The 15,052-nt window shown below is 67.2% G+C and carries 18 protein-coding genes; 10 read left to right on the top strand and 8 right to left on the bottom strand.

Translation table 11 applies throughout. From position 1 onward, the window contains the following. Positions 1 to 52 precede the first annotated feature (52 nt). Complete coding sequence (gene mutS / locus ATJ93_RS08295) at positions 53 to 2,818, bottom strand: DNA mismatch repair protein MutS (RefSeq protein ID WP_120244203.1); 2,766 nt, start codon at positions 2,816 to 2,818, stop codon at positions 53 to 55. A 165-nt stretch (positions 2,819 to 2,983) separates the two neighbouring features. Between mutS and ATJ93_RS08290 the strand changes: the two genes are divergently transcribed. Continuing rightward, complete coding sequence (locus tag ATJ93_RS08290) at positions 2,984 to 4,579, top strand: helix-turn-helix domain-containing protein (RefSeq protein WP_120244202.1); 1,596 nt, start codon at positions 2,984 to 2,986, stop codon at positions 4,577 to 4,579. 27 nt (positions 4,580 to 4,606) lie between these two features. Here ATJ93_RS08290 and ATJ93_RS08285 read toward each other — a convergent pair whose 3' ends face one another. The 4 genes from ATJ93_RS08285 to gvpA all read right to left on the bottom strand — a co-directional run bounded on the left by ATJ93_RS08285 (position 4,607) and on the right by gvpA (position 7,174). Next, the gene (locus ATJ93_RS08285; RefSeq protein ID WP_120244201.1) at positions 4,607 to 4,960 is read right to left on the bottom strand and encodes a CHY zinc finger protein; all 354 of its coding nucleotides are present in this window, start codon (positions 4,958 to 4,960) and stop codon (positions 4,607 to 4,609) included. Positions 4,961 to 5,170: 210 nt separating this feature from the next. Next, a complete protein-coding gene (gene gvpO / locus ATJ93_RS24345; protein ID WP_120244200.1) occupies positions 5,171 to 5,749 on the bottom strand; it encodes a gas vesicle protein GvpO, halophile-type in 579 nt (192 codons plus the stop codon). Positions 5,750 to 5,849: 100 nt separating this feature from the next. Beyond that, positions 5,850 to 6,881 (bottom strand): gas vesicle protein GvpN, encoded by a 1,032-nt coding sequence (gene gvpN / locus ATJ93_RS08275; RefSeq protein ID WP_120244199.1) that lies wholly within the window; start codon positions 6,879 to 6,881, stop codon positions 5,850 to 5,852. A 5-nt stretch (positions 6,882 to 6,886) separates the two neighbouring features. Next, entirely contained in the window at positions 6,887 to 7,174 is a 288-nt protein-coding gene (gene gvpA / locus ATJ93_RS08270; RefSeq protein ID WP_013878361.1) for a gas vesicle protein GvpA, read from the bottom strand. Positions 7,175 to 7,670: 496 nt separating this feature from the next. Here gvpA and ATJ93_RS08265 point away from each other — a divergent pair, with 496 nt between their 5' ends. The 8 genes from ATJ93_RS08265 (at position 7,671) to gvpM (ending at position 12,616) form a co-directional block, all read left to right on the top strand. Beyond that, positions 7,671 to 8,300 (top strand): GvpL/GvpF family gas vesicle protein, encoded by a 630-nt coding sequence (locus ATJ93_RS08265; RefSeq protein WP_120244198.1) that lies wholly within the window; start codon positions 7,671 to 7,673, stop codon positions 8,298 to 8,300. A gap of 50 nt (positions 8,301 to 8,350) precedes the next feature. Further along, positions 8,351 to 8,605, top strand: coding sequence for a gas vesicle protein GvpF (gene gvpF, locus ATJ93_RS08260; protein WP_120244197.1), 255 nt, complete (start codon positions 8,351 to 8,353; stop codon positions 8,603 to 8,605). After that, entirely contained in the window at positions 8,605 to 9,258 is a 654-nt protein-coding gene (locus ATJ93_RS08255; RefSeq protein WP_120244196.1) for an Hsp20/alpha crystallin family protein, read from the top strand. Before gvpF ends, ATJ93_RS08255 begins: the two co-directional genes overlap by 1 nt. Then, entirely contained in the window at positions 9,255 to 10,184 is a 930-nt protein-coding gene (locus tag ATJ93_RS08250; RefSeq protein ID WP_120244195.1) for a hypothetical protein, read from the top strand. Before ATJ93_RS08255 ends, ATJ93_RS08250 begins: the two co-directional genes overlap by 4 nt. Before the next feature lie 108 nt (positions 10,185 to 10,292). Next, positions 10,293 to 10,904 carry a gas vesicle protein GvpJ gene (gene gvpJ, locus ATJ93_RS08245; RefSeq protein WP_120245220.1) on the top strand — a complete coding sequence of 204 codons (612 nt, stop codon included), beginning with the start codon at positions 10,293 to 10,295 and terminating at the stop codon, positions 10,902 to 10,904. Position 10,905: 1 nt separating this feature from the next. Next, positions 10,906 to 11,250 (top strand): gas vesicle protein K, encoded by a 345-nt coding sequence (locus tag ATJ93_RS08240; RefSeq protein WP_120244194.1) that lies wholly within the window; start codon positions 10,906 to 10,908, stop codon positions 11,248 to 11,250. After that, positions 11,247 to 12,275: a gas vesicle protein GvpL gene (gene gvpL / locus ATJ93_RS08235; protein ID WP_120244193.1), complete on the top strand. Its 1,029-nt coding sequence runs from the start codon at positions 11,247 to 11,249 to the stop codon at positions 12,273 to 12,275. Before ATJ93_RS08240 ends, gvpL begins: the two co-directional genes overlap by 4 nt. Then, positions 12,272 to 12,616: a gas vesicle protein GvpM gene (gene gvpM, locus ATJ93_RS08230; protein WP_120244192.1), complete on the top strand. Its 345-nt coding sequence runs from the start codon at positions 12,272 to 12,274 to the stop codon at positions 12,614 to 12,616. Before gvpL ends, gvpM begins: the two co-directional genes overlap by 4 nt. 164 nt (positions 12,617 to 12,780) lie before the next feature. On the opposite strand, the gene ATJ93_RS08225 is transcribed toward gvpM, so the two are convergent. Continuing rightward, entirely contained in the window at positions 12,781 to 12,996 is a 216-nt protein-coding gene (locus ATJ93_RS08225) for a hypothetical protein (protein ID WP_120244191.1), read from the bottom strand. Positions 12,997 to 13,350: 354 nt separating this feature from the next. Continuing rightward, positions 13,351 to 13,659, bottom strand: coding sequence for a hypothetical protein (locus tag ATJ93_RS08220; RefSeq protein ID WP_245977533.1), 309 nt, complete (start codon positions 13,657 to 13,659; stop codon positions 13,351 to 13,353). Positions 13,660 to 13,875: 216 nt separating this feature from the next. Here ATJ93_RS08220 and ATJ93_RS23595 point away from each other — a divergent pair, with 216 nt between their 5' ends. Further along, the gene (locus ATJ93_RS23595) at positions 13,876 to 14,049 is read left to right on the top strand and encodes a hypothetical protein (protein WP_170155543.1); all 174 of its coding nucleotides are present in this window, start codon (positions 13,876 to 13,878) and stop codon (positions 14,047 to 14,049) included. A 282-nt stretch (positions 14,050 to 14,331) separates the two neighbouring features. Here the strand turns inward: ATJ93_RS23595 and ATJ93_RS08215 are convergent, their stop codons facing one another. Next, positions 14,332 to 14,922 carry an HhH-GDP family DNA glycosylase gene (locus ATJ93_RS08215; RefSeq protein WP_120244190.1) on the bottom strand — a complete coding sequence of 197 codons (591 nt, stop codon included), beginning with the start codon at positions 14,920 to 14,922 and terminating at the stop codon, positions 14,332 to 14,334. Positions 14,923 to 15,052 lie beyond the last annotated feature (130 nt).

Raw genomic sequence — 15,052 nt, 5'->3', positions numbered from 1 at the left:
CGATCACCGGAAACCGGCGGATCGTGGAAGCTATCGCACTCTGCCGTGAGACTCACTCCTCGAGCAGTCGCTTCAGCCGATCGAGTTCCGTCAGCGCTTCGACGGGCGTGAGGTGAGCGAGGTCGAGCCCGCGGAGTTCGGCAGCGACGTCGGTCGGCACGTCGCCGCCGTCGGCGGTCGCCGGCGCGGCGTCGGTTTCGTCGCCGGCCTCGATCGGCGCATCCGGACTCGAGTCGGCCGTCCCGTCCGCCCCCTCGAGCGTGTCCTCGTCAGCCGCTTCGGCGACCAGTTCCCGCGAGCGCTCGACCACATCCTCGGGGACGCCAGCCGCGGTCGCGACCTCGACGCCGTAGGAGCCGGTCGCTGCACCGGGTGCGATCTCGTGGTAGAAGACGACCTCGCCGTCTTCCTGGTCGACTTCGAAGTGGAGCGTGAACGCGCCCTCGAGGTCGTCGGCGAGTTCGGTCAGCGGGTGGTGGTGGGTCGCAAAGAGCGTCGTCGCGCCGACAGCGTCGTGGAGGTGTTCGGTGATCGCCTGTGCGATGGCCATCCCGTCGGCGGTCGAGGTGCCCCGGCCGACTTCGTCCAGCAGTACGAGCGAGTTTTCGTCGGCCTCGCGCAGGATCGTCGCGAGTTCGTCCATCTCAACCATGAACGTCGAGCGGCCGCCGGCGATGTCGTCGCTGGCGCCGACGCGGGTGAAGATCCGGTCGACGGGCGTCAATCGGGCCGATCTGGCTGGGACGAAGCTGCCGACCTGCGCGAGCAGGACGATCTGGGCGACCTGGCGCATGTAGGTCGACTTGCCCGACATGTTCGGGCCCGTGATGACTGCCAGCCGGCGGTCGTCTGTGAAGTGCGCATCGTTCGGGACGAACGACTCCTGCGTGCGCTCGACGACGGGGTGGCGCCCGCCCTCGATCTCGAGGACGCGTCCGTCGACGCCGGTACCACCGCCGTCGCTTCCGTCGCCGCGCTCGAGAATGTCGGGCCGACAGTAGTCGTACTGCGCCGCGGCCGTCGCCAGCGAGACCAGCGCGTCGAGGGTGGCGAGCGCGTCGGCGAGGTGCTGGACGCGCTCGACCTCCTCGGCGACCCCGCGGCGGACCTCTCGGAAGAGTTCGTACTCGAGGTCGTCCGCGCGCTGCTGGGCGCCGACGATCTCGTCCTCGCGCTCCTTGAGTTCGGGCGTGACGAACCGCTCGGAGTTCTTCAGGGTCTGACGGCGCTGGTAGTCGTCGGGCACCGCATCGAGGTTCGGGTTCGTCACCTCGATGTAGTAGCCGTGGACGGAGTTGTGGCCGACCTTCAGCGAGTCGATCCCGGTGCGCTCGCGCTCGCGTTCCTCCAAGTTGTCGATCCACTGCTTGCCGTCGCGGGCGGTCGACCGTAGCTCGTCGAGGTCGTCGTCGTACCCTTCGGCGATGATCCCGCCCTCGGTGATCTCGATCGGCGGATCTTCGACGACGGCGTCGTCGATCAGTTCGCGTACGTCGGCCAGCGGATCGAGGCTCTCGTGGAGCCGCCGGAGCCGCTCGCAGTCCGCGTCGGCGATCTCCGCGCGGATGTCGGGGACGACCGCCAGCGTGTCCCGCAGCGAGCGCAGGTCCCGCGCGTTCGCTCGCTCGCGGGAGATGCGGCCGATCAGCCGCTCTAAGTCGTAGACCTCCCGCAGCAGTTCGTGGAGTTGCTCGCGGGTCTGGACGGCGCTCGTCAGTTCTTCCACCGCATCGAGCCGCGCCTCGATCCGCTCGGGCTCGAGCAGCGGCCGCCGGAGCCAGTCGCGCAGCTTTCGCCCGCCCAGGGCGCTTGCGGTCTCGTCGAGGACGCCGACCAGCGTCGCGTCGTCGCGCCCGTGAACGGTCCGGGGTTCGAACAGTTCGAGGCTGCGCAGCGCGACGGCGTCGAGCAGGAGGTACTCGCGGGGGTCGTACCGCGTGAGGTGGGTGATGTACTCGAGGGGGTTGCCGTCCTGCGGTTCGTTAGCCGGGTCGCGCTCCTCGGCGTCGTCCTCCTCGCCGCGCTCGCCCTCGTGTGCGCCGCCGCGGACGTACTCCGCGTAGGACAGCAGCGACCCGCAGGCCCGAATCTCGGCGTCGCTGGCCAGCAAGGCGTCGGGGTTCCGAAAGTACGTCGCGAGCTTCTCGCCCGCGCGCTCGCGGTCGAACGTCCGCTCGTCGTACGGCGTGACCATGCACTCGGCCGGGAACAGTTCCGTCGGCGCGTCCGGCCCGACGACGGCCTCGGCGGGATCGAATCGGCTCACTTCGTCCGCGATGGACTCGCTCGAGGTCGAACTCGTCGCGAGGAAGTCGCCGGTCGAGACGTCGAGCAGGGCCAGCGCGAGTTCGGCGTCGGGACCCGAGTCGCCGTTGTCGGGGCCGCGGGCGACGGCCGCGACGAAGTTGTTGTCGTCGCTGGCCAGCAGTTCGTCCTCGGTGAGCGTGCCCGGCGTGATGACCCGCGTGACGGCCCGCTCGACGACCCCCGAGGTCTCGCCGGGCTCTTCGACCTGGTCGGCGACGGCGACCCGGTAGCCGGCTTCCAGCAGTTCTTCGATGTACGACTCGGCGTTGTCGATCGGGATGCCGGCCATCGGGTACTCGCCGGTCGAGTCCTCGCGGCTGGTCAGAGCGACCTCCAGCACCCGCGCCGTTCGCTCCGCCGCACCGCAGAAGGTTTCGTAGAAATCGCCGACCTGGAAGAGGACGATCGCGTCGTCGTAGCGCTCGCAGAGATCGTGGTACTGACGCATCATCGGCGTCAACTCGTCGCGTTTCTCGGCCATCTCCTCGGGAGGGCCAAGCGCCGGATCCATACTCGAATTCCGCCGCCCGACGCGGAAATACCTTGCTGGATCGGCCGCTCCGCCGACCTGTTTCGGAGCCGGTCAGTCGGCTCTCGCGTCGAATCTACTCGCTCTGCTGACAGTCACGAAACCGGAAAAGCGTATTACGATCGCTCTCGCAGGGACGGATACGCCATGTACTCGAGGCCGTCGACGCGAGCGATCGCGATCGTCGTCGCTGCCCTCGCCCTGATCGGCGGATTCGCGGCGCCCGCGGCCGGCGTTCCGTTATCCGACGGTGAACCGTCAACCGAGTCAGTGAGCGACGGGATCAGCGCGTCGCTCACCGATGGGATCGAGGACGAGACGACGCTCGAGGGGGCGTCTGACGGCGATACCAACGACTCGCTCGTCGACGGTGAAACGGAAACCGACGGCTCGATCGACAATACCACGACGAGCGACGAGACCGACGGGTCGATCAACGATAGCGAACCGGACGATTCGCTCGAGGATACCGATAGCTCATCGAACGGCAGCGACACCGAGTCCGATGATGCTGAAACGGACCTCGACGACCTCGAGGAGACGACGGAGAGCCTCGAGGACGCGACAACTGAGACGTCCGAAGGTTTCGAGTCCACCACGAACGAGACGACCGACGGACTCGAGAACGCGACGGACGACGTCACCGAGCCGCTCGAGAATACCACGAACGAAACGACGGCCGAACTCGAGGACTCCGTCGAGGAGGTTGAGAATACGACGTCGACGATCGACGATACCGCGCTCCTCGAGACGGACGCCCGGGTCGGCGTGACGCTCGGCGTGATCGGTTCCGAGAACACGATGCTGAACGCGTCGGCCGGACTCGAGTCCGGGGAGCCGGGTACTGGAGCGAACGGCCGCGGATCGGCGGCCGCCGGCTCCGGACAGCGGTCGACTGCGGCGGGGTCGACCGGCGAATCGGATTCGAACGCGCAGTCCGACGCCGGTTCGCCGCCACCGTCGTCGAACGGCGGGACGGCGGCGGACGCGGTGCTCGTCGGACTCATGGGGACGATTACGGCCTCGAGTGCGGCCGCTGCGGGGGCCTCGAGCGCCGGAGCAGGCGCTGGAGCTGGCGCTGGGGCTGGCGCCGGAACAGGCGCGGGCCTCGGCGGCACCGCGAGCAACCTCGCGACGAACTGGCTGCACTCGACCCAGAGGCGGTGGCTCCGCCGTCTCCTCTCGCTGGCGCCCGCCGAACTCCTCTCCGTCCTCGGCTACAGCCGGTACGACGACTCCGATCCGCTCGAGAACGACCGCCGTGAGTCCATTTACGACCTGATCCGAGCGGAACCCGGCTGCTACCTCTCCGAGGTGAGCGACCGGCAGGACGTCTCGCTGTCGACCGTGCGCCACCACGTGCGAATTCTCGAGGAGGAAGGCCTGATCGCCTCGGTTACGATCGACGGCAAGCGGCGGTACTTCACCGCCGAGGACGAAGCCGACGCCGCGCTCCACGCGGCGCTCGCCGACTCGGCGAAACGCGACGTGCTCGAGGCACTGGCCGACCTCGGGCCGGTCCCCAACGGCCGACTCGCCGAGGCACTCGAGCGCGATCCGAGCACCGTCTCGCACCACCTCTCCACACTCGAGGACGACGGCCTGGTGGTCCGCGAGCGCGACGGCCGTGCGGTCGTCAACGACCTCGCGGCGGACGCCGAGGCGGCGATTCGCGGCGAGTCCAGCGCGCTCGAGGAGGGCGACGGGCCGCGGCCGTCGATGCCGTCGCCGGCGGACGACTGAGCGCCCGGTTCGCGTTTCGTGAGTTCGTCACTCCTCGACCTCGAAGTATAGTTCGGCGTGCGCCGCGCAGCCGGGGTTGAACGCAGTCCCGCAGGACGGACACTGATACTCGCACTCGAGATACTCGGGCACGGTGAGTTCGGTCCGGCAGACGCCACAGAGCACGGACGGCTCGTCGAACCGCTCGCGGGACCACGGGACGGCCTCGTGATCGGTCAGTTCTTCGTGGCAGCGAAAACAGGGGAAGTAGCCGTCGCAGCAGTCGAACCGGAAGGCGACGACGTCGCGGTCGGTGTGGTAGTGCGCGCAGCGGGTGTCGTCGTCGACCTCGAGGCCGCGAACGGCCGGAGCGTCGGAACTCGAGCGAGACCGATCGGTCACGGGTGGGTCGAATCGATGCTGCCGTTGAACTTCGACGTTGCGGTCGCAGCTCGTCTGCTCCAGAAGGCAGGGCGATGGCGAGGTTCGAGGGCCGGAAGGCAAAAATCGAGGCAGCGAGAGACCGACAGCGACCGCTACCGGGACGACGAGAACGACGAGGGTCGAGAGCGCCAGTCAGCACCGAACGGTTCCGTCCGATGCCGCCGGTGACTACTCGAACGCCGCCGTATCCCCGCGTCGGTAGCGGTCGAGGCGGCGGTAGCCGTGGACGGTCGCGTTCTCGTTGAGTTCGATCTCGTAGCGGCCGATGATGTCCTGCGTGTCGGGGACGGCACGGCGTTCGACGACCTCGACGACGGCCCGCCAGCCGTCGTCGGTCGGCGCGATCTCGCTGACCGCGTCGAACTCGCGGCCGATGAGTTCCCCCGCCGACGATTGGACGGTGCGGCGAACGGCGAGGACGCCCTCGATCTCTTCGTGATCGGTGTCGACGTCCGCGTCGACCTCGTCGGGGTCGGTTTTCTCCTCGGCGGTCATGTCGGCGCCGAGGTCGCGGCTTCGGGGTTCCTCTCCGCTTTCTTGTTCTTGGTCGGCGTCGGCCGCCTGCTCACTCTGTTCGTCTTCGTCGGCCTGTTCCTCTTCGACTGCTTGACTGTCGCTCACGGTTGGATCACTCTCGTCGTGTTGGAAGCAGAACCCGTCGTCCTGGGCCGGACGTGAACAGCGCTCGCCGTCCGCGGTGAGCGCCTTGCACTGATCGGTCGTTTGCTGTGTTTCGGCGTTGGCCATTGGTCCGGGCCTGGTGGTCGCTGTTTCCTCGGGTTTCGTACGGTTCGCGATCGCTGTCGTTTGCACACCTGTGCGCCTCGCCTCGAGTCCGGTCGCGTCGTCAGATCGCCTCGCGGATCCGCGATCGCAGGTCGTCGACGTCGGTTTGGTCGCCGGTCACCTTCGGCGAGAGGACGTCGGTGAAGACCTCCGCGAGCAGGTCGTCGTCGAACTGGCCGTTTTCGCTTTCTTTGCCGTCGCCGTCGAAAACCGCCAGCCCCTTCGCGGCCGTGATCGCCGCGCGGGTCCCGACGACGATGTCGAGGTCGTCCCGCAGCGCACGCGTTGCGTCGACGACCGCCTCGACGCCCTCGTCGGAGAGGTCGACGTGTGACCGGACGATCTCGCGTTCGGTCTCGTCGTCGTAGTAGTCGACGTGGACGCCGACGAACCGGTCGAGCAAGGCGTCCTGTTGCTGGTGGACGCCCGCGTACTCCACGTCGTTGGACGTGAAGATCGCCCGGAACTCGGGGTGGACGTCGATCGACCGGTCGTCGCCGCGCTTGCCCGGCCGCTCTAAGACGCCCTCCTCGAAGACCGACAGCAGGACGTTGTGGGCGGCGGGGTCCGAGCGCGAGAACTCGTTGTAGACGAGCGTCGCGCCCTCCTGGACGGCGACGGACAGCGGGTTGTCGACCCACCGCTCGCGGACGATCTCGGTCTGCTTGCTGACGCCGCTGACGAAGCGGTCGTCCTCCTTGTAGCGCTCGCCGCCGGCGTGGTCGCCGACGAGGGCTGCGGTGTCGACCGCCTCGTCACCGTTGATCCAGACGACCGGTCGGCCGCGCTCGGCGGCGGCCGACAGCGCGAGCGCCGTCTTCCCGCAGCCGGTCGGGCCGATCAGGTGAACCGGCTGATCGGCCTCGAGCCAGCCCGTGATACGACCGCGCAGCGACTGCACGGCGTCGGTTTCGATGAACGGGTCGGGTTCGACCTCGCTGGGATCCGAGAGGGGACTGTCGCCGTTGCGCTCCCGAGCGTTCGACGCCTTCCGCGCGAGTTCCTTCTTCGCTCGCCGTCCCTCCTTCGAGGACCTGTCGTCCCTGATCTTCCGACCGCGGACCTTGCGCTTGCGCGCGGAGTCGTCGGCCATGTGGATTATTCGGCGGCGGACTGTGGCGATGATTCGGGCCGCGGTTCGACCTCGAGCTCCTCCAGTTCTTCGAGGTCGCCCTCCGCGGTCGCTTGCTCAATTTTTGCGATCTCCTCCGCGTAGTGCAGGAACGTGTCCACGGAGGCGACCACGACGCGCGCCTCGATCGTCAGTAGCTCGATCCCGACGACGGAGATCCGCGCCCAGACGTCGATGACGACGCCCTTGTCGAGGATCCGGTCCAGTACTTCCGCCAGACTCGAGGAATCGGGCCTTCGTTGTGGTTGTGCCATACGACCCATGGTTCTCGACGGGGTCGTAACACGGCTGGCGCTGCGTCTGCAAGCTAGACGCCGCGTACTCGAGCGTCGAGCCTCGAGTCGTCCGTCCCGGCGCATTCGGCGGTCTCGATTGTGGCGGTTACCCGGACCCACACGGCGACTGCAAGCACCACGGTGACACCCCGGAGTGATGAAACGCACACGACGACCGTGATCGGTCGCTCGAGGTCGACTACCCGCAGGTGGCGCCAGGCCGGTCCGCCCGCGCGAGCCGGTCGGTGCTGCGCGGTGGCGTTCGACGGCTGCGGCGACCTCGAGTCGCGCCGACACCGATTCGACTCCCTCGCCATCCCATGATATCCGCTCGACCGATCCGTTTCGACGCCGACGATCCGACCGACAGCAGCCACAGCGGTAGCAGCCGCGGGGACAGTCGGTCGCGCGCACGCACCACAGCGTGGTCGCGGCCGACGACCGCGGACGACAGCGCGATGTGGGTGATCCGCCGATGAGTAACCGATACGTCTACGGCATCATCGACGGCACGGCGGAACCGATCGAGTTCGAGACCGACGCCGTCGGAGGCGCCGACCGCGTCTACACGATCTCGCATCGCCGCATCGGGGCCGTCGTCTCCGACATCGATACGACCGATCCCGAGGAGACGGACGAGGACGCACAGCGCCACGACGACGTTCTCCGAGAGATCATGGAGTACGACGGCGGCCGATCGGTCGTGCCGATGCAGTTCGGGATGGCCTTCGAGAGCGACCGCACGCTGAAGAACGTCCTCCGGGGCGCACGGCCCGCGTTCCGGCGCGCGATGAACGACGTCGAGGGCCGGTTCGAACTGGGGCTCAAGGTCGTCCGCGACGAGGACGCCGACGTCGACACCGACGCGGTCGAAGAGACCGTCGCCGACGAACTCGAGCCGATCGCGGCTCAGTCGGTGCCGAACGACCTGTTCAGCGACCGGCTCGTGCTCAACCGCTCCTACCTCGTCGACCGCGACGAGCGCGAGGCGTTCGACGAGGCCGTCGCGCGACTGGAAGAGGAACGCGAGGACCTGACGTTCCGGTACACGGGCCCGTTCGCGCCGTACAGCTTCGTCGACGTCAAAATCGGCGCCCAGCAGTAACGATCAGCCGACCGAACGATCGAACGCGACTCAAGACACACAGCCAACCCATGTTCATCCTCGACGACCTCCTGTTCCGGCCCTTCGTCGGCATCGTCGACACGCTCCACACGATGGCGCTCGACGAAATGTACGACCTCGAGGCGCTGGAAGCCGACCTCAAGGAGAACCAACTGTTGTACGAACTCGGCGAACGCTCCGAGGAGGAGTACCGGCGCCGCAAGGAGGAACTCGAGGCGGAGATCGAGTTCGCCCAAGAGGTCCACGAACGACTCGCGAGCGGCCGCGTAGAGGTGAAATCGTAATGACCGAGAATCCATCGGACGACCGGGATCGGGACCGAGATCGAGATCCCGACCGAGACGCGTCGCGCGACGACCACTGGCTCACGAGCCTGCTCGACGCCCTGCTCTCGCTCGAGGACGACCGGAAGGGGACGGGCGAGGGTGATGGCGACGACGAGTACAGATCGAGCGGTCGGCGCCGCGGCGATCGCTCCGTGATCGACTACGACGTCTCGATCCGGTCCGGAGAGGACCTGCTGGACGATGCGAGGCGCAGCGGTGAGCGGGCGCCGTTCGGGCGCGACCGCAACCGGGAGCGACCGAGTCGCCGCGACGACGGTCGAGCGGGTCCGACCGGCCGGCGGTACAGTTCGTCGGTCCCCTCGAGCGACCACCACGTGACGACGCGGGCCTACGACGACGAACTGCTCGTCACGGCCGACGTCGCCGGCGTCGATCCCGACGAGGTGACGGTCGGCTTCGACGGATCGACGCTCGTCATCGGCGTCTCCGATCACGAACTCGAGCGCGTCGACGTACCTTGGGACGAGCGGCGCGCACGGGCGACGATCAAAAACGGCGTGCTCGCGGTACAGATTGTGCCGAAGTCAGCGTCCGAGTCCGAATCCGGAAGCGAAGACGACGAATCCGAAACCGGAGGCGAGGACGAATGAGCGACACCGAATCCGCCGACGCCGACGAACTCGACTTCGACGCCCTCCTCGCGGAGGCCGAGGACTGTCTCACGAACGTCGAGGACTGTCTGGGCGGCGTCGAGAACCTCGAGAACCTCGAGAACGACACGCTCGAGGAACTGATCGGCGACGTCGAGACCCTCGCGCGAGTCGCGACGGAGACCGGGGACCTGATCGAGGCGATCGATTTCACCGACCTACCGGATGCAGTCGACGCCGACGAACTCCTCGATGCCATCGAGATCGGCGAGATTCCCGAGGTGCTGACCGACGAGGATGCCGGGGCCAGCGATCTCGTGAATTTCACCCAGCTGTTCCGGGCGATCAACCTGTTGAACGCCTGGGACGCGACGGATTTGAGCGCCCTCTGGCAGGAGAAACAAGAACTCGAGGACGCCATCGACGAACTCGGCGACGGCGAGGACGCCGGGATGGTCGAAGACGCCATCTCGGATCTCACCGACGACGAGTCGCTGCTCGGGGACGACGACGAGGACTTCCTCGGGACCGAGTTCGGGGCCGAAGAGGCAAAGCAAGCCCTCGGCGATATCGACATCGCGCGGGATCCGGAGGCCTATCAGGTGGCGATCCAGCAGCAGGCGATGGAAGGGATCGACGCCTTCCGTTCGGCGCTGCTCGAGACGCACGAGAAGTTCGAGCAACTCTACGAGTTCAACCGCGAGCGGATGCGGCGGCAGGACATGAGTACGAACTCGCGGAATCCGACGGCCTCCTCGACGGTGCCGGTCGACCGCCGCGACCTCGGGGGTGGCGCTCGGTACTCGACGGTTCCGCAGTCGGTCAAGTACTCGACGGCGCCCACGCGGAAGCGGATCTACGGCCGGCGGTTCGAGATCGAACGCGAGAAACAGCGACGACGGAATCAGGAGGACTCTCAACGATGATCGATCCACCAGCACCAACACCAGCACGACGGACGGCGGTAAACGAGGTGACCGAGCGAATCGACCGACGAGCGCCGACGGCGACGACGACCGCAGGAGGTGACCACCGTGGTTGACGACTTCCAGCCCAGCCGACAGAAGGCCGACCTCGCCGAAGTCGTCGAGATGCTGCTCGACAAGGGGATCGTCATCAACGCCGACATCGCCGTCTCGATCGGCGATACGCAACTTCTCGGCGTCCAGGTGCGGGCCGCGATCGCCTCCTTCGAGACCGCGGCGAAGTACGGCCTCGAGTTCCCCGAGGGAACGGATATGCGCCGGGTCGCCGAAGCCGTCGGCGAGCCGGAACTGGCGGAGATGGAGCGGCCGAAACCGCCGATCGATCCGACCCGCGGTGTCAACGCGACGGCCGACGAGCGCTACGTCGATGAGGAACGGCTCGAGGGGGCGGGAGAAGGAGAGAGCGAGGGCGACGCCGACGGCGCAAGCGAATCGGAGAGCGCAGACGGCGGCACCGAGAGCTACGAACCGCCGGCCCGCGGCAGCGAACGCGTCGGTGCGCGCCCGAATCCCGACCGGCCGACCAGCGGCGGCTTCGATCTGATCAGCGGCGACGACGCGAGCGACGACGGCGGAACCGACGGCGACTCGAGCGATTCGAGCGGCGAGAGCGAGAACGCCGAGAACGAAACCGACTCCGACGCAACGGAGGGGAACTAACGTGACCAAGATAGACGTCGGCGACGGTGAGGACGCCCGGCAGGGACTCGTCACGCTCGTCGTCACCGTCGTCGAGATCCTGATGGACGCCCTCGAGCGCGAGGCGGTCCGGCGCATGGAGTCGGGCAACCTCGCGGACGAGGAGATCGAACGGCTCGGCGAGCAACTCGCGACGATCGAGGCGGAGATCGAGCAACTCAAAGAAGACGAGGGGATCGAAGACGGCGTCGAGGATCTGCGCGGCGATCTGGACGGGTTGGTCAACGACGCGATCGAGCAACTCCACGGCGAACCGACGATGACCCGCGAACCCGGCTACTCCGTGTTCGGAGGTGAGGAACAGTGAGTACGAACGGCCCCGGCTCGGAGGCCGAATCCGAACGGACCGACCGAGCCGACCGCGTCGACCCGAACGAGCGACTCGAGGGGAGCGACGCCGACGCCGGCGAGGTGCCGGCGATCGACGAAGGGCGATACCTCTACTGCATCGTCCAGGTGGAGACTGGCAACACAGAGGATGCCGATTCCGAGGGCGACCCGTCCGCGGCCCTCGACACCACTGGCGTCGACGGCGAACCCGTCTCGGTGATCGTCGAGGACGGCATCGGCGCGGTCGTTCACGCCTGCGACGGCATCTACGACTCCGCGGACCTCGCGCAGGTCCGGCGGTGGCTCGTGCGCCACCAGACGGTCGTCGACGAGGCCGGCCAAGCCTTCGGGACGCCGATCCCGTTCCAGTTCGACACTATTCTTCGGGGCGACGACGAGCGCGTCCGCGAGTGGCTCCACGAGGAACGGGAGACCCTCGAGCGCGCCCTGTCGGGACTGGCGGACCACTGGGAGTACCGCGTCGAGGTCGTCGAGCGCGACCCGATCGACGACGCGACACTGATCGAGCGCGACGAGCGACTGCGCGAACTCGACGCGAAGATCGGCGACTCCGGGGAGGGAACGGCCTTCCTGCTCGAGAAGAAACTCACCCAGCGACTCAAGGAAGTGCGAGCGGCCCGCCGCGAGTCGCTGACCGCCGACCTCGAGGACCGACTCGCCGACGCCGCGCGGGAAGTCCACTCGCTCGAGCGGTCGCCGACGGCGTCGCTCGACGACGCGGTGACGGACGAGAGCGGCGAGGGCGGAGCGGGCGGCAACGGCGTCAACGACGGCGAAACCCTCTGTCGACTCACCCTGCTCGCCCACGAGGACGCCGAGAGCGAGATCGGCTCGATTCTCGACGACGTCGCGGCCGAAGACGGCCTCGAGGTTCGGTTTACGGGCCCGTGGCCGCCGTACACGTTCGCGCCGGAACTCGGCGGCGGCGACGAATCGGGCGACGGCCAGACTCGCGGTCGGGAGCAACGACGAGAGCCATGAGGCCGCGAAAAGACGACGAAGCGCTCGTGGACGTCCTCGACGTGCTGCTCCGGGACGGCGCGATCTTGCGAGCCGACGTGATCGTCTCGGTCGCGGACATTCCGCTGGTCGGGATCAAACTCACCGCGGCCATCGCGGGGATGCGAACGATGCAGGAGTACGGCCTCTTCGAGGAGTGGGACCTCGAGCACCGGCGGACGGCGATCACGCGCCGCCACCGCGGAAAAGGACGGCGGAAGGCGCGGAAACCGCTCGAGACGGGGACCGACGAGCAGGTTCCGCTCGAGCAAAGCGAAGACGGGAGTCGCGAGGAGACGGAAGAGCGAAGCGGGCCGGACTGACCGCAAATCGAATCGGCATCCGAGTTCGGATTCGAATTACGTCGATCGCTTCGAAACTAGCCGCGAACTGCAATCGATCACCGGAGCAGTCGAGTACACTGTGGCGAGTTGTCTCGGACCGAATCGAGACGAGTCGTGTGGTCTCGTAGAGTCGTGCGTCGCGGTCACGCGTACTTCGGTCGTTCCTTGGTGAGTTCGACGTCGCCGGTGACGGTCTCCTCGTCGTGGTCGTCGTCGTAGACGTACTGGCCGGTCGATCCGCAGAGGGTGCACTCGTAGGTCTCGGAGATCTCGTTGATGACCTCACCGTCCTCGAAGTAGACCCGGCTCTGCGTGATCTGCAGGAACTGTGGGGTTTCGCAGTTGGTGCAGGTGATCATATTCGACCGGTCGCGTCCACCAATTGTAGTTATCCGGCTTGTAACCGAAAGCCAGCCCGTTCTACGCCCGAATTACCGGCCGGCAAACCGGTGGCTGAAGATCGACGATGTATGTTAATGATTGCCACACTTCTAAAACCGGCCGTAACGCGGTAAGGCGCTCTTACTCGACCGTTACCGGCAGCCATCCGCCGCCTGATTTCGGGTCGGTAGGCATCGCAAACACAAGCATAACCGGCGGTAAACTGCGGTTAGTCAGTTGCTTACGGAGGGGTCCGACGGTCGAATCCGGATCGGGCGTGGGTCGATCTCGAGAGAGCAGTTTCACGATCGTGAGCGGCCTCACTGCTGTGGCTATTCGGCGGGGCGCTCGAGTTCGATCCGACGGCGACGGGCGGCCCGCCACTGTGCGTAGCCGTAGTACAGCACTGCGCCCTCGATGAGCAGTCCCGCGACCAACGTCAGGAACAGCAGTGCGACCAGCGGGTCGCTGGTGGCTGCCTCGATCGGACGGGCCGGAAACTGCTCGGCGGCGCGTCGCTGCGCCGGCGAGAGGCCGACGACGAGCACGCGGTAGGCGAGATACGCCGTGGTCGCGAGCCAGCCGGCGTAGCCGACGCCGGCGACGGTCCAGCCGACGCGGCGGACGGTGTGGTCGGTCATTCGCTCACCGTGGCAGTCATTCGTCGAGACGAGTCGACGGAGGGCCACCGTATGCTTTCTGGAATGCGGCCGACGGTTCGCTGTCGCGTTCTGATGTCTCCGCGGCCGATCTCGCCGGTGGGCGCCGAACGGGTGTTGTTACGGTCGTGACCGCAGGGCCGTCACTGCGGCGTTACTCGCGCTCGCTTTATCTCGGGCCGGGGCCTCGAGTCGATGATGACGCTTCACACCGGCTCGAAGACGGCCGCAGTCTGTGAGGGCTGCGGGAAGGCGGTCGCGGTCTGGGTATCGAACGACGGCACCGCGAGTCCGATCGGCCAGCGCCGCGGCTGTTCGTGTGGCAGTAACTCCCTCCGACTGCTGGGTGACGGGCCGTCCCAGACCGCGTAGTTTCGACCTATAGCCGCAGTATCCGGCCCCTGCTACTGCTGGGGTGACGCTACGGTCGCCAAACCGGCTCCATAACAAAGGGTCACCCTTGCAAACGTCGGCCTGCGGGGTGACACGCCCCGTCGGGTACGCGCCTGGCCAGACGACGCGCTGACCAGCCGATTGCGTGCGTTCGTGCCCGGATCGCTCGGAAGTGGACTCGCCCCCGCTTCGAGTACGCTCATGTCTCTCATGAGGGCGGGCCCCCGCCCCCGCCCGATTCCGCCGCACCGAGTTGCGGCGTCACGCCTTCTCGAACTGCTCCTTCCAGCACCGCCAGAGCGCCCGGTACAGCGTCCACATATCGCACTCGAAACGGTCGCAAACGTCGCGGCAGCGCTCGAGGTAGGTCTCGTACGCGTCGACCGACGGCTCGGAGTCGGGATACGGCGCGTCGAGTTCACCGGCCTCCCGTAAGACCCGCCACTCGCGCTCACCGACGACGATGTACCGGTCGGGATCGAGGAAAAAGCAGAACGCCGACGCGACTTCGACCCCGACGCCCTCGAGGGCCGTGAGGCGATCAACTACCGTCGCGACGTCGTCCCGTTCCGAGTCCAGTCGCTCGAGAACGTCATCAATGGCGCTCCGGACGGTCTCGAACGCGTTTCGCTCGAACCGTTCTTCGGCTGGCCGCCGCTCGTCGTCCGGGACGGCACCGAGCGTGCGCCGGTAGTACCACCTGACGATCCACTCGCAGTCCCGCCGGCCGTACGCGCCGCGCTCGAGCGCCGTCGGCAGGGTTTCGATCTGTTCCCGTTCGACCGGATAGAGCGGTTCCTGCGCCCGGTACTCGGCCGCTTTCGTCTCGATCAGCGACCGCGTGAGTTCCATGGTGGGATTTCCCACGCGACCCAGCGCCGTAGCCGTTACCGTTTGCGACCTTTCCAGACCGCGAGCGGGTCGGAGGAAGCAGGCGGGAGGAGAGGCGATGTGAGTGACTCGAGCACCACTCAGCCGTCCG

Origin of the sequence: Halopiger aswanensis (assembly GCF_003610195.1) — an archaeon.
GTDB classification, from domain to species: Archaea; Halobacteriota; Halobacteria; order Halobacteriales; family Natrialbaceae; genus Halopiger; species Halopiger aswanensis.
The sequence above is the reverse complement of the archived record's forward strand: the minus strand, read 5'-3'. Positions and strand labels throughout refer to the sequence as shown.